The sequence below is a fragment of the Paenibacillus sp. B46(2026) genome (genome assembly GCF_056786355.1).
This window is the reverse complement of sequence record NZ_CM165907.1, coordinates 364286-384574: the sequence shown is the minus strand read 5'-3', so window position 1 is coordinate 384574 and position 20289 is coordinate 364286. Positions and strand designations below refer to the sequence as shown.

Sequence of the window (20289 nt, the reverse complement as noted above, 5' to 3'; positions counted from 1 at the left end):
ATATAACAAGAAGTCTGTAACACCAAAAGCCCCTTTGCCATCATATTGGCAAAGGGGCTTTTGGGTTATAAAAGGTCAGGCATTTTAGAAAGGAGATGCCTCTCCTATTCAGCAGATTGCTTTTTATCTCCGTGGTACCCTTGATCTCCATAGGGCTCTAACTGTTCAAACCAGCGGTTTAGACATTTGGCGAGTGCATCTTTGGGATCGTAATACGGGTTATCGTCTTGCTTCAATGTCTCCAGCACTTCGATCACGAAGGCACTCTCTCCATATTCATTCCATTCAGCCTGCAACCTTCGATTCAGATGGCTACCCATCTGTAGCATGAACCGTTGTCCGTTAATGGTTTTCAGGTTAAATGTGCTGTCGATATAAACTTTGCCGTTACGTTCATTCCGAATTTGGTAGACGCCCGCTTCCGTTTTGAATTCCTTCGCCTGTTCCTGCAATTCTTTGCGACGATTCATGTTCTTCCGCTCCCCCTTTTCTTTGCGCTCCTGTTTTCCATCTCCGGCGCTCTGTTGATCTGCGCGGCTTCCCTGCCAATACTGACTGCCGTCTGGCTCACGTTCCAGCAAACCATAGTCGATGAGATACCTCCGTATTTCCACGTAATCATCATTAACTTCCTTCAGCAGCTCATTGACCTGTTTTTCGGAATATTTGCGCTCTGTATCGAATCGTTTGGCTATCTCGGTGAGCACAATATATTTATGCTTTTGCTGCATATGAAACGTCGTCAGTGGACCGCTGGTGCCCTCTGGAAAATACTTATTCAACACCTTCTCCCGATCCTGTTCTGTAATATCAAATGAGTCATGATGGATCGTATGTCCATGTCTTGTAACGGGCGACACCCATTCGGCTGGAGCCTGGGTATCCTTACTTTTGAGAAGTTCCATTAAAGCCAGGAATATCTTGGCCTGCCGTTCCTTCTCCTTCAATACAAACCGGTGATTCCGGATTGTGGAAGCACTCCCGATGCCAAGGGCCTTCTGTACTTCAGCATCCTTCTTGCCTTCATGAAACTGGGCCAGCAAGCCACGCTGGACATCGGACAATCCGGTTACGCTTTTATCCAGCTCCAGCAAATACTCAAAAACCGATCCATGGACCTTCTCAATATGAACACGCATATAGCGGGCTGCCTCATAGAGCACCCCTTCTTCAGGGTAGATAATCCCCACTTCCGTCCTGTATCCGCAGCAGACGCATATATAGGCGGGACCTTCCTCCATATAACCACGCTTGATCTCTTCCAGCGAAGCTGTTTGCAACCAGGATTCTGATGATTTCATGGTAAAGCTCCTTTTTATCATTGTTATGGTCATTCCCAAACGAATATTAATCAAATATTTTATAATTTTGCTTGTTTATTTATAGACATAATATAATTTTGTTTAGTTTATGTCAACATAACTGAAAAGGATGTTGTGTTTGATGACATAACGGATACCCCTTGTTCAACAGAAAAAAGACTGCAGGGTCGCAACCCTGCAGTCTCATTTCAATCACTGTTACAACTTAAACCGTTCAATCATGCTTTGCAGATCTTCAGCCATACGTGACAATGCTGCCGAAGATGCTGCGACCTCTTCCATCGTGGCCAACTGCTCTTGAGCCGCCGCTGATCCATCTTCCGTTCCAGAGGCAATTCTGTCCGACAGAACCATCGTATCATTTACTGCTTTGTTGATATGGCCCATGCCCCCATCAATCTGACGGGAGGCCGCGGATACTTCTCCAGCTTGTGCAGCCACCAACTGTACCGCAGTACGAATGTTATGGAATGCTTCGCCCGCTTCTGTAACCATCTGCGAACTCTTCACCATACCTTCTCCTGTACGGGCAAAAGTCGATTGCACCGCATTGGTTTTCTCCTGCATCTCATGCATAAGCTCATTAATCCGCTCGGCTGAAGCGCCTGAACTGTGAGCCAGTGTTTTCACTTCGTTGGCTACAACTGCGAATCCTCGCCCTTGCTCGCCAGCTCTTGAAGCTTCAATGGATGCATTTAATGCGAGAATATTTGTCTGCTTGGCAATGGCCGTAATCTCGGCCACAATCACAAGAATCTCTTCATTTTTCGCTCGCAGATCCTCAATTACCACAGACATGGCTTTGCTCTCGTCATTCACCTGCTGAATATGGGTAACCGCTTCTTCCACGGTAACCATACCCGCTTCCGACTTGGTGGATGCATCAAGAGCGATACGAGCGGTGTCTTCAGCACTTGATGAGATCTCTTTGACTCCAATGGACATTTCGCCCACGAGTTGACCTGTAGCAGCGAGACTATTGTTTTGCAAAGTCGTTCCTGCAGCTGCATCCTGCATCAGTTCAGCCACCTGCTCTGTCGCTTTGGATGTCTGCTCGGAACTTGCCATCAGCTCTTCAGAAGATGCGGCCAGCTGACTGGACGTATCATGTACCTCTCCAAGCACACTACGTAGTGAAGTCGTCATCGTGTCGAAGCTTTCCCCGAGCTGTCCGAACTCATCCTTACGCTGCAAACCTACACGAACCGTTAGATCCCCTGCGCTTACTTGGGATGCTGCCTGCGTCAATTGAAGTAATGGCCGGTGAATGCTGCGAATAATGAAAACAAGCAAAATCAACCCAATAATCAATGCAGATGCCACAATCGTAATTGAACGGATCAAAATAGGCATCACAGCTTCCGTTGCTTCCGAAGGAACCATCTCACCAACAATTTTCCAACCCGTCACCGGATTAGTAAAATACACAGCTTCCACTTCGCGACCATCATATGTATACTTCACCGTTCCACTTTCCTTCGTGTACATCTCATTAATGTAGCTTTCATCTGACTGTGTACCGGATTCAATATTGTAGTGGAACAGGAATTTACCCCCGTTATCCAGCATGTACAGTTTTCCTTCTTTACCAATGTGTATCTGATCAACGGATTCTTTCAGATGATTGAGACTGACATTGGCTCCGAATACCCCTTTGCCGTCAGCCAGCTTGGCCGCCGCGGTCACAACCCATTCACCCGTCGAAGCCGACTGGAACGTATCCGAGATTACAGTTTCATCCTGAGACATGCCCATCTTATACCATGAACGTTCTCGAGGATCATAATTCTGTTCCACGGATTCAGGGGACTTCATCCAGCTACCATCTTCGGCACCTGCGGTAAGCACACCCAGTTCCTTATGATTCTGAGACATCCGATCCATCTGCCTTTGCAGTGCAGGGGATTTATTAATAATATCGTTTGAAGTAATACCTGCAGCCATCTGTGCCGCGTTATCCTTCTCCATATCCAGCATTTGATTTATCTGCAGACTAAGCATTTCTGTTTTGGCCTGAGCGGAACGAATTATTTCCTGCTTAACCTGGTCAGCAGCCTTTTGATAAGACAACCATCCCACGGTAATGCTCGGTACAATCAGGAACAGGAGTAATGCAGCGATCAGGCGTTTTTTTACGGTTAAAGTAAACCAATTTCGAATCCTTTTCTTCATTTAACTATCCCCCATCATAATCTTCACCCATCCTTTTATCGGACAATCGCTGTAAAAATATTATGTATAGATACTAAATTAAAATAAATTTAATCTTTTCGGTCAGGTTATATGGATTCACCTTATCCTTCTTTTCGTTTTGACCCTCTAAGCGAGATCGTTTACAATGCTCATAAGTTGTCTATTCATGAAACGATTGGAAGGAGAGGATTCAAATCTTACGTAAGTCGCATGTGCAACAACCTGTTTCCACGGTATATTCATCCATGTTCCGTATCCTGTTAGCGTTCATCCTGTGCGCAGGCCCGATTCTGGGACAAGCCGGTATCACGGCATCCACAGCGCAGGCAACGCAAGCAGTTCACATTGAAGTGAATGGTGAGCAGCAATCCTGGAAGAACGCACCACTTATAATCAAAGGTTCAACGTTTGTTCCACTGCGGGACGTGGTCACATCCGTTAAAGGCACGTTGAAATGGGATGCTCGCACCAAGACGGCTACCGTTACTGTTGGCAGAGACAAGCTGGTCCATCAGGCTGGCAGCAATTCCATTAAGGTAAACCAGGTCGATCTGGCTACAGGTGTGAATTCACGTACCGTTAACGGTACGTTGATGGTACCTGTCCGGGCCATGGCTAATGCAATCAAGGCAGACATCAAGGTCCAACGCACAGCCACAGGTCAGATGAGTGTCAATATCGTCACTGATCAGGTCAGCCTGCTGAACAGCGAAGTTGCCAGCGTAGATACGTATCTGCGCGAGATCAACTATCCAGGTATGGCGCTGCTTGCCCGCGAAGGTGAAGTTCTGCTAAGACAAGGCTACGGACTTGCCGACGAACAGACGCTGAATCGTCCGGATCAGAAGACTCGGATCGCATCGCTGAGCAAATCCTTCACGGCCGCGTCCATTCTGAGTCTGGTGGAGGAGGGTAAGATTAATGTGCAAGATCCAATCTCCAAGTATATCTCCGGTATACCGAAGGGAGATCAGATCACACTGCATATGCTGTTATCCCAGACCTCAGGTCTGCCATCCGCATTCGGTCGGGGTGAAGGAACTTCCATGGAAGAGACTGTGGAAGAGATTCGCCACAAAACGCTGAAGTTTGAACCGGGGAGTGCCTATCTATACAGCAACAGCGGGTATGTTTTGCTCGCATACGTCGTTGAACAGGTATCTGGCATGAGTTATGCCGATTACGTGCAACAGACGATACTGAAGCCACTTGGTATGAAAAATTCGGGAGAGGCCTCCCGTAACGTGCATACGATTAGTGGTTTTGTTCAACAAAATAACGCATGGGTAACGGCCCCTTATTATGTTTCCCAATCCGGGTCAGGAACCATCTATTCCACGGTAGACGATATGCTGAAATGGGATCGTGCACTGTATACAGACCAGATTCTAAGCCAGGATACGATTGAACAAATGCATGAGCCTTACTCCGATAAAAATTATGGCTACGCCTGGATTCTCAAAGAAAATGGCTCAAACCGTACCGTCTTTCACAACGGTAGTGGTGGCGGGTTTGCCACAGCCTTTTCACGTAATCTGTCCGATGATATCACGATTATCCTGCTCGGCAACCACGCAGGTATGGATATGACTTCACTTTTGGATGAAGTTGAGGCCAAAACAGCCAAAGCACTGCAATTGCAATAATCCATAATTCATCGCTTATACAGAGCAAAGAGACGGTCCTTTAAAGGATCGTCTCTTTGCTCTGTATAAGTCTTCATTTTTACTTTAACGTTACAGGAAGTTTCCCCGCAAAAGGAATACGGCCCATCAGCGCCTGAGCGACGCTATCCATGGCAAGTGGCCGGCTCTCGTAAGCCGCTACATAGACCTGGGCATCCGGAAGCGCCAGCAGATCATAGGGACTTCGCAGTGCTACAACAGCCAGCGGTTTGCCCAATTGCTGTATCCAACCAATCAGCCTGCACTGTGGATCGCCGGAGGGGCTTCCCGCATTGTAGGTCCCCACTACAATCTGCCGAATGTCATCTGCTTCCGCTGCCTGAAGCAGACGTGCGGAACGAATGGCGACTTCCTCGGGCGTGACCGTCAGATCGACAACATCCAGACCATAAATGGATAAGGCTGAGCCCAAGGTGAACGTCTGAGTCAGCTGTTCGTCGGCAATTGTCGTCACGGACGTGGCAACCGTTATGACCAGCGTGCGTTCCGGCTTCAAAGGCAGCATGTTCAGCTGATCGCGTACCAGTGTGATACTGTTCTCGCTAATACGGCGGGCAACCTTATGATGAAGCAAACTGTTGCGCTCAGACCCGCTGGAATGAGCAGGATCGTTTGATGCCTTTGACGATGATGCATTCGATACTACACCATACATTTCATCATCACCTGCACCGCCCATTCCATTCTCCAGCAAACCACGTTTCGCCTTGTACATCAGCAAGCGATTCACCGACTCATCAACACGTCTCTCGCTAATCCGCCCACTCCCCACAGCTGCTAACAACGCCTCAAATGCCTCTGCCTGAAGCTTGGCCGTATGGCTAATTAAGACCAGATCTGCCCCGGCCTCTACCGCCATTACGGCTGCATCGACAGTGCCATAATTCACGGCAATGGCATCCATCTCCATGCAATCTGTCACGATCATGCCCTCATAACCCAGTTCCTGGCGAAGCAGACCGCTTAATACGGTTTGCGATAGCGTTACGGGCAGACCCTCTGGCTCCAGTGCAGGGAAATAAATATGCGCCGACATCATGGCATCGACACCTTCCGCGATGGCGGCTCGGAATGGAATCAACTCTAGGCGCTCTACCCGATCACGATCATGAGTGATGATCGGGAGGTCCAGATGGGAATCGGTATCCGTATCCCCATGCCCCGGGAAATGCTTGGCAGTCGCTGCAATCCCAGCGTCCTGTATTCCCGCAATGGTTCTGGCCCCATATTCTGCAACCGATTGTGGAGATTCGCCGAATGATCGCACACCGATGACCGGATTGGCCGCGTTATTGTTCACATCCAATACCGGAGCAAAGTTCATGTTAATGCCCATGGACTTCAGCTCCAGCCCACTGATATATGCTGCCTGATATGCATCGTCAATGGAACCGGCAGCGGCAATAGCCATTGGTCCAGGCATCAAGGTGATTCCTTCGGTAATCCGGGCAACCATGCCGCCCTCCTGATCAATGGAGATCCAGAGCGGTACATTACCGCTGCTTTTGGCAATCTGTTGTAACCCTAACGATAACCGCTCTACCTGCTCTGGCGACTCAACGTTGCGCGCAAAATAGATCACGCCACCGATTGGATACTTTCGGAGAAAGGGTTCCACATCGCCAGCAGCTTCGGTGCCATGAAAGCCACAAAGCAACATTTGCCCGACTTTCTCACGCAAGGTCATCTGTTTCAGCTTCGTCTGGTATAACTCTTTTGGCCCACTCATTTCATGCCTCCCTCCGATAAAAAACATCCGTTCATTGATATAACAAAAATGGCTTTCGCCGCTCCTTCCATTCTGCTGCCTGTACATTCCACGCTTCCATTAAACGAACAAATTCCGCCCGGTCATGAATGGTTTCCCTGACTTCCTTACCCCCTGCCAGCAGGTCGATAAAGTACCTTGAACCCGGCTCTGGTGGCTCCAGCCAGCAGAATTGCTCCGGATAGAGTGAAACCAGTTCATGCAAAAGCACCAACCCTGTCTCTACCGCCCGGAATTTCCTGCTGTCCGTTACAAAAATTCTTACGCCACCACACAGCTCACCTGCATGTTTGGAGAATGTTGGCGACATGTACACCGGATGCACATGCACACCTTCCAGCTTGTATTTCCGAAATCGTTCCGCCAAACGCTCACCCTCAACCCAGGGTGCCCCAATCCACTCGAATGGGCGGGTCGTGCCCCTGCCCTCCGATACATTAGTGCCTTCGAACAGGCACGTACCCGCATATACCTGTACGCTATCCAGCGTAGGCATATTAGGGGAGGGCAACATCCAGGGAAGCTGGCAATCCGTAAACCTCATGAAGCGCTGCCACCCTTCCATGGCAACCACGTCCAATTCGCAAGGTACATCCATCTCGCTGTTGACCATCAGGGCCAGTTCACCTACCGTCAATCCCGTACGTACAGGTACACGCCAAGCGCCAACGAGTGATTCATACCCCGCGTTCAGCACACCGCCTTCCACAACGTCTCCACCCAGCGGATTGGGACGGTCCAGAATCAGCATGCGTTTGCCCACTCCAGCGCAGACCTCCATCATATGGAACAGGGTTGAGGCATACGTGTAATAACGGATGCCCACATCCTGAATGTCAAACAGGACAGTATCGACTCCAGCCAGCATTGCAGGCGTAGGTTTCTTGTAATCTCCATACAGGCTGAACACCGGAATGTCCAGACGTGGATGAAGCATGTCTCCGAATCTGACACCCGCCTGAAGCTCTCCATCCAGTCCGTGCTCACAGGCATAGAGCGCTGTAAGCTCGGCATTAGCCAGTCCGGCGCACACATCTATTGTTGATACAAAATCCGCTGTAATACCAGTCGGGTTCGTGATTAGACCGATTCGAGCACCTGTTAACCATGGATGCGATAACCCTCTGGACAGAAGATCAACTCCCGTTTTTACAGCCGGAATCTGCTCGGTTCCACTCAACCGGCCCATCACACATTCCCCTGGCTTATCCACCCTGTATGCTGGTGATCATTACCGCCTGTTACGACAGGTTCCTCTTCAGGCTCCAGCACATTGAGAGCCACCTTATGCTGATAGATGGCAAACATACCTCCAAACAGCGCTCCGAAACCAACGACAGTCAGCATCAGCAAAGCAGTCAGGCACATGGCCTGAAAACAAGCGCCCATCGTGTACCCCGGGTGACGGAAGAACAGCTTTACACTTTCCCCCATCGCCTGAACGATGCCCATGTTTTTTTGTAAAACAAGCTGCCAGGTATAGAACTGTGACATTAGAGCCATGAGAACAAAGAACGTCTGGAATACGCTCACTGCTGTACCTGTAATTCCCCCCTGTCCACCGTAATACCACCAGGTTGACCATAGAATGAAACCAAGCACCGCGAAAAGCACACCCACCGACACTCCCGGGATTATTCCCTTCAACGTTCCGATCCAGATGTCCTTAAGTCCATTGCGCCGTTCCTTACGTTCCAATCTGTGATGCACCGCATAACAGACACCGAACAGGATGGGCATATACATCAAGGCCAGAAGCAGCACCGCGATTGGCAGCGGAGCAAACATCAGAATGGGAACCAATACGATGGAGCTAACGACACTGTACAAGGCCACCGGAATAATATCCTGATAGATTTCCGCGCCCGACTTGACCAACACTTCACTCAGCTTACGCATCTTCACTCTCCCCTTTCTCACCGTTCCTTCTTCGCTCGGCCTCGTCTCTTACTCTCTTCCAATCGCAAGCTCCGTCTCTGGATCGAAAAAGTGCGCCTTACGCAAGTCCAGCACAAAATTTTTGTCCATTCCTACATAAGCATGTGTTTCCGGGTGAACCTTGGCTGTAACGGTACGGGCACCGGAATGAAAATATACCAAATTCTCGGAGCCCAAATGTTCTACGACCTGAACCCGTGCTTGCAGCATATGGTCTGTCGGGATATTCGGAGCGACATCGTCACCAAAAATATGCTCTGGACGCAGACCCATAATCACGGACTTACCCTGATGGCTCTGCAGACGTGCGAGTACATCCTCTGGCAGGTTGAATGATGCTCCCTCGATAACAACCTGCGTGCCTTCAATCCGCGCATCGATGAAGTTCATCGCCGGGGAACCGATAAATCCGGCAACAAACATATTACGTGGACTCGCATACAGTTCTTTCGGTGAAGCCACCTGCTGGATATCTCCATGATTCATGACCACGATGCGTTCCCCAAGTGTCATGGCCTCCACCTGATCATGCGTCACGTACACAATCGTTGCACCGAGACGTTTATGCAGCTCGCCCAACTCCACCCGCATCTGCACCCGCAACTTGGCATCCAGATTGGACAGTGGTTCATCGAATAAAAACACCTGCGGATCACGGACGATCGCCCGTCCCACCGCAACACGCTGGCGCTGACCACCGGACAGCTCGCGTGGTTTGCGCTCCAGCATCGCTTCCAATCCCAGAATGGAGGCCGCATTCTGCACCTGTTCATCAATATAGGACTTTGGCTTTTTCAGATTTTTCAGGCCAAAGGAAAGATTTTCACGGATGGTCATATGCGGATACAGTGCATAATCCTGAAACACCATCGCGATATCCCGATCCTTCGGATGCAGATCGTTAACAAGCCGGTCACCAATCACAATATCACCGCTTGTTTGCTTTTCAAGTCCGGCAATCATCCGCAGTGACGTTGTCTTGCCACAGCCCGAAGGACCAACAAACACTACGAATTCCTTATCTTCTATAACAAAGTCCGAGCCGGCCACAGCCGTGAACGTTCCTTTATGATCGTCTTTGAATTCTTTGCGCACTTGGCGAAACTCCACGCGTGCCATAGGTAGATCCCCCTTTACGTTGTCGCTTGTCCTGAACTATATAAGTTCAACTAACGAATATTTACACTGGCACTCCGATGACAGAACAACCTTCCGATCGCTGTTATGGTGTAAATGTTTAGTTGAACATATATTGGAATTAACCTTTTACTGCACCAATCGTAATGCCCTGTAGGAAATAACGTTGCAGTGAGAAAAACAGAATGATCATGGGCAGCGCACCTATTGTTGCCCCCGCCATCATCGCACCGAAATCGGTTGATTCGGCAAATACAAACGAGGCCAGCCCCACCTGAATGGTACGCATCTCGTTAGAGTTGGTAATGAGGAACGGCCAGAAAAATTCGTTCCACGAAGCCACAAACGTGAATATCGCCAGCACCGCGATCCCTGGCTTCGCCATCGGCAGAATGACTTTCCAGAAGATGCCGAATTCACTGCATGCATCGATACGCGCCGCATGTATCAGCGACGTGGGCAGCGTGGACATGAACTGTTTCATCAGGAATATGTTCCCTACGCTGACGGCAGCAGGCAGAATAATGGCCGTATAGGTATCCCCCAGGTCAAACACGTTGACCATCAGAATGTACAAAGGAATTAACGTCACCTGTGCCGGAATCATCATGGTCCCAAGCAGGGTCCAAAATACCGCCTGACTCCCCGGAAACTTCAGTTTGGCAAATGCATATCCCGCCAGGGAGGCGAAGAATACATTTGTTACGGTCAGAATGATCGAGATGAGCAGCGAGTTGTATAACCAGCGCCAGGCATCGGTTTTGGCAAAAAAGCGCTCATATGGTGATAACGACAGTTGCTCCGGAATCATCTGCGGTTTAAACGAAGCCGACATCGCACTATCCTGCACCGAACCGACGAGCATCCAATACATCGGAATGACCGTCACCAGCGCCCAGACCACCAGCAGAATGGATGCAACAACGAGCAGGATCTTTTTCTGTGTTGATTTCATGGATTTCATTCACCCCCGGATGCTTAATGCAACGTGCTCTAATCGTACGTGTTTTGAACTACCTCTAATACTCAATATCGCTGGAGAAATATTTGAACTGGATGACGGAGATGACTATGATGATAACCGCCAATACGAACGACTGTGCCGAAGCCAATCCGAATTCATAGAACTTAAATGCCGTTTCGTAGATCAGGTAGGCAATCGTTGTTGTAGCAAAATTCGGTCCACCTTGCGTCATCAGATATACCGAGATGAACACCTGGAAGGACGTAATGACACCTGTCACGAGCAAATACAGCGTCGTTGGTTTGAGGAGCGGCCACGTAATCTTGCTGAACTGGGTCCAGCCGCTCGCATGATCAATATCCGCCGCTTCGTACAGCGATTTTGGAATACCGCCCATGGCTGCCAGATACAGAATAATGCCCGCTCCGTGCGATCCAAGCCAGTTCATCAGAATGAGGGAAAAGAGTGCCGTTCCCGACTGGCCCAGCCAGATCACCGGATCAAAGCCGAACAAGCCGAGAAAACGGTTGAGCAGCCCCGAATCCGTCGGGTCAAAGATTGCCAGCCATACGATGGAGATGGTTACCCCGGAGGCTACCGCAGGCAGATACATGGTAGCTTTGAAAAAAGTCTGCCATTTGCTTTTCATCTGAAAGATGAAATAGGACAGTACAAATGTGATGAGAATATTGACCGGGACTGTGCCTACGGTGAAGATGACTGTATTTTTAATCGACTTCCAGAACGTCTCATCCTTCACCAGTCGTTCATAGTTATCCAATCCAACCCACGTCGAGTTCATAATGTTGTATTTCTGGAAGCTCATAATAAGAGCCGTAAGTACCGGATACAGCGTAAAAATGAGAAACAGCAGGACAGGCGCCAAAATAAACAAATACGCCCACCCGTAGTCCCGCCAAAACCGGGCAACCCGGGAAGTCCGGGGCACTGACGGTTTTGGCGCAAGGGCGGTCTGCATGGCGAATCCTCCTCTCCTAATCAGTGTGGTTTTACGTTATGTTTGATTGTCCGAGTTATTGTCCAAACATCTGCTGGCCTTTGCTCTTGAAGTCTTCTGCGATCTGCTCCGGTGTTTTCTCACCCGAGAACAGCGCCTGGATGTTTGGCTTCACAACTTGTTCCTTGAATTGTTTTTGTTGGGATGCTTTGTCGATATCCAGTTCCAGTACAACCGGCATCGCGATATTCTCTGCCATGACTTTTGCAGCAGCCAGATTATCCGGTTGACCAAGCTCTTTTCCTTTAAACAGTTCCACTTGGGACTGTCTTACGAATGGAAGCGCCAGTTCATTGGCCGAGTTTCCTGCTTTCGCACCGCTAAGCGCCTCCATCACCAGGAACGTATTTTTGGCATGCTGTTCGCCCTTGTCCTTTTTCTGTTTGAAGGCTACATACCCTTCGCCGCCCATTGTTGTGGCCGCAGGTTGATCGTCATTATGCGGTACAGGCAGAAGGACAAAATCAATCTTCTCTCCCTGCACCTTGCCATCATCGATGTCCTTGTTGCGGTTCTGAATCATCACATCATAATAAGGAATCGCTTTGGAGATAATCGCCGTTTCCCCCGCGTAGAACATATCCGTCCGTTTCGCTGGAGCGAGAGCTGCCGTTTCCTTCGGCATATACCCTTGATCCATCAGGTTTTTGATAAAAGAAAGGGTATCCAGAATGCGACCATCATTCCATTGGAACGTGCCGTCTTTATCAAGAACATCGATCATCCCATTGTTCCGGGACAGCATTTCAATGAAGTCAAGCGAGGTTCCGTCGGTAACCAGTGCATATTGCTTGGCCCCGCCATCCAGCGTTTTGGTCAGCTTGGCAGCAGCATCGTTGAATTCGGACCAGGTCCAGCCATTTTGTTGAATGGATTTCCAGTCAATGCCCGCTTCCTCCAGAATGCGTTTGTTGCCACCCCATGCCCATTGGAATTGATACAACGGCAGTCCATACTGTTTCCCCTGAATCTGGCCTAAATCAAGCGTACCCGGCAGGTAATCGTCCTTGATCTCAGGTGCCAGGTAGCTGTCCAGCTCAAGTGCCAATCCTGTATTCACATACGTGCCGTCTACACTATGAAAGTAAAGATCCGGCGGGTTGCCCGCGTTCAGAGCGACGTCGAATTTTTTGGGCCCTTCCGCCCAGGAGAGCATTTCCGTCTTCACGGTAATGTTCGGGTGTTCTTTATTGAAATCAGAGATCAGATCCTTCAGTTCATCTTCATATGTGCCATGTACAGGATAGGTCCATACCGTTACCGTATCGTCCGCATTCGGGTCATCCGAAGCAGCACCCCCGCTGTTCCCACAGGCAGTAACCCAGACCATCATCAACAACATTGTCCATACCAGACCCATCTTTTTCATCCCTTCATCTCCCTCGCGTGTCGTCTTCCGATTCTTCCATTGCCCCATTGCCTAACCATGCTACCCCTTTGAGATCATTCGGCCTTCAAACGGCATCCACCTATAAACGCGGCAGTAAGGAAAAGCACCTCCCCTGTAGATTCGACCTGCCAGTACGCAGGCTAAATCTCTTAAATGCAATATTAACGTTAACTTAGTTAACATTAACAGTATTAATTCCTTCCAAAATTGTAGATTGAGTTCATTATATGAGTTGTAAAATAAAAATTCAACATTATTTTATATCATAAAATTTAATTTTACTTTTTCTTTTCATGCCACTATACTATGTAAAAAGAAAACCCAAGCAAGCGAGGTGAGCCACTTTGCGAGTATATGTAGGCGTTGATGGAGGCGGTACCAATACTGATGCAGCAATCATTTCCGAATCTGGTGAAATTCTCGCCCGATTCAGCGGCGGTCCTACGAATCCTCACAGCGTATCAACTGAACAGGCCCTTTCCGAACTGCAACGAGTGCTGGAACAGCTATTTAATCTAATAAATAAATTATCGACAAATTGTGAGGGTATATGCCTTGGCATGTCAGGTGTAGATACGATCCAAGAACGGCAACTTATAGCCGAAGCAGTAAATAACTATATGAAGAGTCGTAATCGACAGGGATCAGAAGGCTGTCTAGTCTGGGTTGTATCCGAAGGAGAGATTGCTCTGATGGCCTCTCTCGGACATACTCACGGTGTATTGTGCATCTCTGGAACAGGGTCCATCGTGTACGGATTTACGCTGGAAGGAGAGCGATACCGTGCAGGAGGCTGGGGTCATCTGCTCGGAGATGAGGGGAGCGGCTATCGTATTGGGCAGCGTGCACTCCAAGTGGTTATGCAGAGCTATGACGGTGTTCTTCCTCCGACCCGTTTAACCCCGCTTCTTCTAAAGAAACTGAACCTTCGGGATATATCGGAGCTAAAGACGCGGGTGTATCAGACGGCTTGGGGCAAAACCGAGACCGCATCCATCGCCCGCTTAGCTATAGAAGCAGCTGAATTCGGAGATGAGGCCTCCCGGTCACTGATCATGGACGAAGCCTCACAATTGGCGGATACCGCCAAAGCGCTGATTGCCCGTCATCCCGAATTTGCATCCACTCCGGTTGTCCTGTCCGGATCACTGTTTCGATACGCTGCACTTTTCCGAAATACATTTATCCAGAAGTTATCGGGATATTATGGAGAGTTGGACTTTGTATATCGTGAAGATGCCCCCGCTCCAGCGGTTGGCGCAGCACAACTGGCAAGAAAACGCTGTTCCCTGAATGAATCATTTTAAAAGAGAGAAGGAGGCCATACGGATGAATCACATGCTGAACTCACTACTAACGGAACAACCCAATCCACTAACGGATCATATAGATGAATTGCCTTCGGCAGAAATTATGGAGCTAATTAATAAGGAAGATCAACGGATTGCGGAGCTCATTCAGCCCCTGATTCCGGTCATTGCTCAAGCTGCGGACCGGATCTTGGAGGCGTTTCAGTCTGGCGGCAGGCTATTTTATGTAGGCGCAGGCACCAGTGGACGATTAGGAATACTTGACGCTTCGGAATGCCCACCTACCTACGGAACCCCGCCCTCCATGGTGCAGGGGATTATTGCAGGGGGATTCCGGGCAGTGAAGGACCCGGTTGAAGGTGCTGAAGATAGTGAGGAATTGGGAGCTGCGGACCTTGATGAACATGGCTTGGACAAAAACGATGTCGTGGTTGGCATTGCAGCCAGTGGACGAACGCCATATGTGCTGGGTGCGATGAGACACGCCAAGGAGATCGGAGCTACTGTGATTAGCCTGAGTAACAACGCAGGTACGCCGATGACCCTTTTGGCTGATGTGAGCATTGAGGCTGTTGTCGGCCCAGAGGTTGTGATGGGATCAACACGTATGAAGGCAGGCAGCGCCCAAAAAATGATTCTGAACATGCTCACCACAACCGCCATGATTCGTCTGGGCAAGGTTTACCGTAATTTCATGGTCGATCTGAACCCTTCGAACGAAAAGCTTGTCCATCGGGCCAAACGCATGATCCAGCTGGCAACCGGAGCGAATGAAGCGGATATTGAACAGGCTTTTGCCGGTGCAGACGGTCATGTAAAAACGGCAATCGTCATGCTGATGGCAGGCGTGGACGCCATGGAAGCCCAGCGCAGGCTTGATCTGGCTGACGGATTTGTCCGCAGCGCTATTGCGGGGCCTTCCTGAGCCGTACAGGGGTATTATTAGAGGTTGAAAGAGCCCAACACTTTATACTAATCTGGGCTCTTTTTTTTGATTTTTTATACTAAAAGCGGATATAATCCGTTAAAAAATCCCCTCCTGTATAAACAGAAAGGGATTCATACGGTTCTACTTCACTTGTGCTCCAGAATAGCCTGTCGGCTCTTCTCCAAATATTCCACAGACTGGTTGTAATCCCGACTGGCAATGGCCAGATACAGGATGTCGATCACGTTCAGCTGTGCAATTCGTGACGATGTTGCTCCACTCCGAATATCACTTTCGGTGGAAGTAATCATTAGGGGCACATCCGCCATACTACTGAGTGTATTGCTGCCCCACTTGGTAATGCTGATTGTCGCTGCACCGCCTTCACGAGCATGCTTCAGACAGGAAATCACGTTCGAAGTCTCCCCTGAATACGAGATACATACAACTGCATCATCTTCGCGAAGCGTCGTTGCGGACGAAATCTGCATATGCGGATCGGCGAACGAAAAGCTTGTGCGATTGATTCGCATGAACTTGTAGTGTGCATCCAGCGCAATCAGGTTGGAGGCCCCCACTCCATAGAAAAAGATCCGGTTCGCCCGATGAAGCACGTCCACGGCCTTTTCCACCAGACGTGGGTCCAGAATATGAACCGTATCCTTCACCGACTGAATATTATTTGCGGACACATGCTGAATAATGCTCTCCATGGAGTCCTGGGGACGAATCTCCGTATATTGATATGGCTCACTCGTCTGCAAATCTCCGGCAATCTTCAGCTTCAGCTCCTGAAAACCCGTTACCCCCAGCGATTTACAAAGACGAATAATGGCAGCAGGACTGCCTCCACTCCGTTCAGACAGCTGTGCCACCGAGGATTGGACCGTTTCTTGGGGATGATCGAGAATATAGGCCCCGATCTTTCGTTCCGACGGAGTCAAGTCATCCATTAATGCGCGTAAACGTACAAGTCCACCTTTCATGCCTTCCATCCGCTCCTCCTTTCCGTACTGCATTCATGTACAAGCATTTTATCCTATAATTCCACTCGCGTCTAATGGATTAAACGCCCTTGCATAGCCAACTCATTCAAAAGCCTTGCTGCACTACAGTGTCAGGTTGCCTGAGATTACGGCGTGTTTTGCTCCGGTTACTGCCGGGAGCGTATTAGTTCTTCCCATGAGTGCTTCATGGCCAAGTAGAGCAAATCCAATGGCTTCCCGAGCATCATCGGGTATGCCATAATCTGCTGTTCTTTCCAAACGGATATCCTTCGGAAGTTTATGACGGATCATCTCCATCAGCGTGGCATTGGAAGTGCCCCCACCACAGGCGAGCATGGCCGATATTTGCACCTTGGGCAGGATAAAATCCTTCACTGCACGCACAATTGTCTCCGCGGTCAGACAGGTGGCAGTAGCCAGCGTATCTTCCAGCGTTAAGGAACGTGCTGCAGCCATCTTCATCAGTCTCACTGCATACGCGCCGCCATATACTTCTCGCCCGGTACTTTTCGGCGGAAGTCTTTTGAAATACTCATCCTCTAAACACAGGTCTACCAGACCCTGATCGACCTTCCCCTGTGCGGCAATACTTCCACTCGGATCATAATGGTGCCGTCCATCCGTTGCCTGCCGCACAATGGCATCCATCACCATATTGCCCGGTCCCGTATCAAAAGCCGAAATACCTTCGGTAGATGACTCGGATGGAAGCACCGTGACATTTCCAATGCCGCCGATATTCTGCACCAGCCGCCCTTCCGTCGGGCTGCGGAACATCAGAGCATCCGCATAAGGCGTAAGCGGGGCACCTTCCCCACCAGCCGCCATATCCCTTGCTCGCAGGTTGCCAATCACTGGCAGTCCAGTCCGTTCTCGAACGACAGCACATTCACCGATCTGTAGCGTGGACACTACCGGAAGACTACCTCCTGCGGGTCCTGGAAAAGCGGACCCTACAGGTGCGTGCCATACCGTTTGCCCGTGCATGCTAATCGCATCCACCTGTCGGGGTGAGATGCCTGAAGAATGGATCAGTTTCATGACGCTATGCGCATACCACTCCGATACACCGAAATGTGCAGTCGTCAGCTCATCCACTCGCGCCGTCTCCGGTGAACATAGCCGAATAAGCGCTTCTCTCAGCTCGTTGGAGTAGGGTACGCACACAAAATCAACCAGATCCATTTGCTCCAATGCCCCATTATCATCCGTCAAAATACGTACTAATGCCGCATCCGTTCCATCGAGTGACGTTCCTGACATCAGCCCGATGATGTAATGCTCCCGCTTCAAGCGATACTGTTCCCACATCGGATAGCTGCCTGTATCCATCCATTCACAACCTCCCGCCAGACTTGATGAACACATCATCCTGCCATAATTTCACCCAGTATATGATATTAAATTTCACAAGTCAAACATTACGTGAAATTTAATTACAAAACTGAAAATGAAAAGAGAGATATTTGCCCTATTTGCGAACATACATATTATTTTCTTTCATCAATAGATAATTTGATATCAAAAGAGAAACATTTTTACATTTTTACCGTTTATATTATGTAGGTATATTTTGGAAGTGAGATTTAGATCTAATACTAGTCGAGGTGCATAATGAAGAAAACCATTTTACTCCTGTTTTTGAGTCTGTTCTTACTCTTTTTGCTCCCTAATCAGGGAAATGCCGCTGCAAGTACGTCGAAAATCTTTATGGATGGAGAGGAATTAGTCCTCCCAAGCGATACACAGGTGACGATTATCAATAAAAACGTGATGATCCCGATTCGTGTCGTTGCCGAAAATTTGAAATTCAAAGTCGATTGGAACCAGCAAGCACGCAATGTAAAAATTCAACAAGATCAACAGACAATATCTCTAACCGTGGATCAAAAGCAAGCCATGGTTGCTGACAAGCAAGTCACTTTGAATACAGCACCGCAAATTTTGAACAAAACTCTGGTGGTGCCCATTCGATTTGTCAGTGAACAAATGGGGCTTAAGGTAAAATGGAACAACCAAGACAAGATCGTTTACTTAACGAACACCAGTAAGGAACCTGCTATCGATCCAGGCAACAGTTCTGGAAAAGGGGATTCAACGTCTAACGCCCAGGTTACCGATATCCAATTTGCCAATAATCAGCTCGTGTTATCCACGGATGGGGCCGTTCAGCCGGTAGTAACGACCCTAAAGTACCCAGACCGTCTGGTTGTGGACTTGCCTGGAGCCAACTTTGGTGATATATCCCAACCGCTGGATCAAGGATTCAATGGCAAGCTGGATGTGAGCGGTTATCCCCATGTGACGGAAGTGAGATATTCGCTTTTCAAACGAGATCCCGGGCAAGTTCGAATTGTCGTAGAATTAAATAATGTGAAGGATGTCCAGTACAGCCAGAACGTCATTGCCGATAAACTGATTATTGATCTGAATGTTACGGGAGACAACGTCGCACCTGCTCCTGTAACTCCAGTAGGTGATTCAGGACGCAAAGTCGTTGTGATCGATCCAGGACACGGTGGCAGTGATCCGGGGACGATTAGCATCACGAACAAACCCGAGAAGGACTACAATCTGGCATTGGCTCACAAAGTACAAGCCCTGCTGCTCAATGAACCAAATATCGAATTGGTGATGACTCGTGAGGGTGATACTTATCCGACCCGTCCTGAGCGTGTTCAGCTCGCCAATCAATTAAACGCGGATGTATTCGTATCTATCCATGGCAATAGCGTGAAGTCCGCCCCCCAAGCGACAGGTACGGAGACATATTATTATCAACGCAGTAACAGCAAGGAATTAGCTAATATCATTCATCAACGTTTGGTGAAAGCCATGGGACTCAGAGATCGTGGTGTGAAAAATGGCAACTTGGAAGTGATCCGAGACACGACTATGCCTGCAGTGCTTTTGGAAGTGGGCTTCCTGAGTAATGTGCTCGATGAAGAACTGATGTCGTCCGATGACGTTCAGATGAGAGCCGCTCAAGCGATAGCTGATGGAATCAAGGAGTATTTGGGCCTATAAATCATCAAATAAACTAGATGAAGGAAGTGATTCTTTGAATAAGAAGCTAGGTTGTGCACTGATATTATCATGCTTGATCCTTATCGGAGTTGGATGTGCCCAGAAGCCAGTGAGTGAATCCGGATCAAATGAACCCAACCCATCCGAAACGGAGGTGGATCTGGGCAAGATGAATACACAAGTCGTCGATGTATATTTGGCAGATTCTCAGGTACTGGAGCTTGAGAAAACAGAGCAGGAAATTGAATACAAGGATGATTCCGAAAAATACAAAAAAACATTTGCAGCTATGCAAACGAACACCGATTCAGAGCTTGTTTCCCTCTGGGAGCAGGTTGAATTGCTTTCTATCCAATATGCTGAGGGTACGGTGACTTTGGATGTTCATATCCCCGCCGAAGCCAACCTCGGTACCAGTGGGGAATTGCTCGCATTGGAAGCTTTAACAACAACGATGTTTCAATTTGATGAAGTGAACAGCCTGGATATACTCGTGGATGGTGAAGCCGTTGATAGTTTGATGGGTCATTCGGAACTTGAGCACCCCATTCATCGCGAACCATAAAGTATAACAATCCAATGGAAAAAGAACGTCCCCAGGG

16 protein-coding genes are annotated in these 20289 nt (G+C 48.9%); 5 read left to right on the top strand and 11 right to left on the bottom strand.

The window, feature by feature from the left end:
- Window positions 1-104 precede the first annotated feature (104 nt).
- Complete coding sequence (locus AC1S8V_RS01865) at window positions 105-1301, bottom strand: DUF2087 domain-containing protein (protein ID WP_482072193.1); 1197 nt, start codon at window positions 1299-1301, stop codon at window positions 105-107.
- A gap of 219 nt (window positions 1302-1520) precedes the next feature.
- Window positions 1521-3494: a methyl-accepting chemotaxis protein gene (locus tag AC1S8V_RS01860; RefSeq protein ID WP_482072192.1), complete on the bottom strand. Its 1974-nt coding sequence runs from the start codon at window positions 3492-3494 to the stop codon at window positions 1521-1523.
- A gap of 233 nt (window positions 3495-3727) precedes the next feature.
- Here AC1S8V_RS01860 and AC1S8V_RS01855 point away from each other — a divergent pair, with 233 nt between their 5' ends.
- Entirely contained in the window at window positions 3728-5161 is a 1434-nt protein-coding gene (locus tag AC1S8V_RS01855; RefSeq protein ID WP_482072191.1) for a serine hydrolase domain-containing protein, read from the top strand.
- 79 nt (window positions 5162-5240) lie between these two features.
- On the opposite strand, the gene nagZ is transcribed toward AC1S8V_RS01855, so the two are convergent.
- The 7 genes from nagZ to AC1S8V_RS01820 all read right to left on the bottom strand — a co-directional run bounded on the left by nagZ (window position 5241) and on the right by AC1S8V_RS01820 (window position 13394).
- On the bottom strand, window positions 5241-6929 hold the full coding sequence (gene nagZ, locus AC1S8V_RS01850; protein ID WP_482072190.1) for a beta-N-acetylhexosaminidase: 1689 nt from the start codon (window positions 6927-6929) through the stop codon (window positions 5241-5243).
- A 31-nt stretch (window positions 6930-6960) separates the two neighbouring features.
- A complete protein-coding gene (locus AC1S8V_RS01845) occupies window positions 6961-8157 on the bottom strand; it encodes an exo-beta-N-acetylmuramidase NamZ family protein (RefSeq protein WP_482072189.1) in 1197 nt (398 codons plus the stop codon).
- Window positions 8157-8867, bottom strand: a complete 711-nt coding sequence (locus tag AC1S8V_RS01840; RefSeq protein ID WP_482072188.1) for a hypothetical protein — start codon at window positions 8865-8867, stop codon at window positions 8157-8159. Before AC1S8V_RS01840 ends, AC1S8V_RS01845 begins: the two co-directional genes overlap by 1 nt.
- Window positions 8868-8915: 48 nt before the next feature.
- A complete protein-coding gene (locus AC1S8V_RS01835; RefSeq protein ID WP_482072187.1) occupies window positions 8916-10025 on the bottom strand; it encodes an ABC transporter ATP-binding protein in 1110 nt (369 codons plus the stop codon).
- A gap of 139 nt (window positions 10026-10164) precedes the next feature.
- Entirely contained in the window at window positions 10165-10998 is an 834-nt protein-coding gene (locus tag AC1S8V_RS01830; protein WP_017691096.1) for a carbohydrate ABC transporter permease, read from the bottom strand.
- A 64-nt stretch (window positions 10999-11062) separates the two neighbouring features.
- A complete protein-coding gene (locus AC1S8V_RS01825; RefSeq protein ID WP_482072186.1) occupies window positions 11063-11986 on the bottom strand; it encodes a carbohydrate ABC transporter permease in 924 nt (307 codons plus the stop codon).
- A 55-nt stretch (window positions 11987-12041) separates the two neighbouring features.
- A complete protein-coding gene (locus AC1S8V_RS01820; protein ID WP_482072185.1) occupies window positions 12042-13394 on the bottom strand; it encodes an ABC transporter substrate-binding protein in 1353 nt (450 codons plus the stop codon).
- Window positions 13395-13759: 365 nt separating this feature from the next.
- On the opposite strand from AC1S8V_RS01820, the gene AC1S8V_RS01815 reads away from it, so the two are divergent.
- Entirely contained in the window at window positions 13760-14722 is a 963-nt protein-coding gene (locus AC1S8V_RS01815; protein WP_482072184.1) for an N-acetylglucosamine kinase, read from the top strand.
- Window positions 14723-14744: 22 nt separating this feature from the next.
- The gene (gene murQ / locus AC1S8V_RS01810; protein ID WP_482072183.1) at window positions 14745-15650 is read left to right on the top strand and encodes an N-acetylmuramic acid 6-phosphate etherase; all 906 of its coding nucleotides are present in this window, start codon (window positions 14745-14747) and stop codon (window positions 15648-15650) included.
- Window positions 15651-15799: 149 nt separating this feature from the next.
- Here the strand turns inward: murQ and AC1S8V_RS01805 are convergent, their stop codons facing one another.
- Both AC1S8V_RS01805 and AC1S8V_RS01800 read right to left on the bottom strand, forming a co-directional pair.
- Window positions 15800-16639, bottom strand: a complete 840-nt coding sequence (locus AC1S8V_RS01805) for a MurR/RpiR family transcriptional regulator (protein WP_482074361.1) — start codon at window positions 16637-16639, stop codon at window positions 15800-15802.
- Window positions 16640-16762: 123 nt separating this feature from the next.
- Window positions 16763-17992 carry an anhydro-N-acetylmuramic acid kinase gene (locus tag AC1S8V_RS01800; RefSeq protein ID WP_482072182.1) on the bottom strand — a complete coding sequence of 410 codons (1230 nt, stop codon included), beginning with the start codon at window positions 17990-17992 and terminating at the stop codon, window positions 16763-16765.
- A 282-nt stretch (window positions 17993-18274) separates the two neighbouring features.
- On the opposite strand from AC1S8V_RS01800, the gene AC1S8V_RS01795 reads away from it, so the two are divergent.
- Together AC1S8V_RS01795 and AC1S8V_RS01790 are read left to right on the top strand one after the other, a co-directional pair.
- Window positions 18275-19687 carry an N-acetylmuramoyl-L-alanine amidase family protein gene (locus AC1S8V_RS01795; RefSeq protein WP_482072181.1) on the top strand — a complete coding sequence of 471 codons (1413 nt, stop codon included), beginning with the start codon at window positions 18275-18277 and terminating at the stop codon, window positions 19685-19687.
- A 109-nt stretch (window positions 19688-19796) separates the two neighbouring features.
- Window positions 19797-20252 carry a GerMN domain-containing protein gene (locus AC1S8V_RS01790; protein WP_482072180.1) on the top strand — a complete coding sequence of 152 codons (456 nt, stop codon included), beginning with the start codon at window positions 19797-19799 and terminating at the stop codon, window positions 20250-20252.
- Window positions 20253-20289: the final 37 nt, after the last annotated feature.

Coding starts and splice junctions, on each gene's coding strand:
- AC1S8V_RS01865 (WP_482072193.1), bottom strand. CDS start 1,301: ATGAAATCATCAGAATCCTGGTTGCAAACAGCTTCGCTGGAAGAGATC.
- AC1S8V_RS01860 (WP_482072192.1), bottom strand. CDS start 3,494: ATGAAGAAAAGGATTCGAAATTGGTTTACTTTAACCGTAAAAAAACGC.
- nagZ (WP_482072190.1), bottom strand. CDS start 6,929: ATGAGTGGGCCAAAAGAGTTATACCAGACGAAGCTGAAACAGATGACC.
- AC1S8V_RS01845 (WP_482072189.1), bottom strand. CDS start 8,157: ATGGGCCGGTTGAGTGGAACCGAGCAGATTCCGGCTGTAAAAACGGGA.
- AC1S8V_RS01840 (WP_482072188.1), bottom strand. CDS start 8,867: ATGCGTAAGCTGAGTGAAGTGTTGGTCAAGTCGGGCGCGGAAATCTAT.
- AC1S8V_RS01835 (WP_482072187.1), bottom strand. CDS start 10,025: ATGGCACGCGTGGAGTTTCGCCAAGTGCGCAAAGAATTCAAAGACGAT.
- AC1S8V_RS01830 (WP_017691096.1), bottom strand. CDS start 10,998: ATGAAATCAACACAGAAAAAGATCCTGCTCGTTGTTGCATCCATTCTG.
- AC1S8V_RS01825 (WP_482072186.1), bottom strand. CDS start 11,986: ATGCAGACCGCCCTTGCGCCAAAACCGTCAGTGCCCCGGACTTCCCGG.
- AC1S8V_RS01820 (WP_482072185.1), bottom strand. CDS start 13,394: ATGAAAAAGATGGGTCTGGTATGGACAATGTTGTTGATGATGGTCTGG.
- murQ (WP_482072183.1), top strand. CDS start 14,745: ATGAATCACATGCTGAACTCACTACTAACGGAACAACCCAATCCACTA.
- AC1S8V_RS01805 (WP_482074361.1), bottom strand. CDS start 16,639: ATGAAAGGTGGACTTGTACGTTTACGCGCATTAATGGATGACTTGACT.
- AC1S8V_RS01800 (WP_482072182.1), bottom strand. CDS start 17,992: ATGGATACAGGCAGCTATCCGATGTGGGAACAGTATCGCTTGAAGCGG.
- AC1S8V_RS01795 (WP_482072181.1), top strand. CDS start 18,275: ATGAAGAAAACCATTTTACTCCTGTTTTTGAGTCTGTTCTTACTCTTT.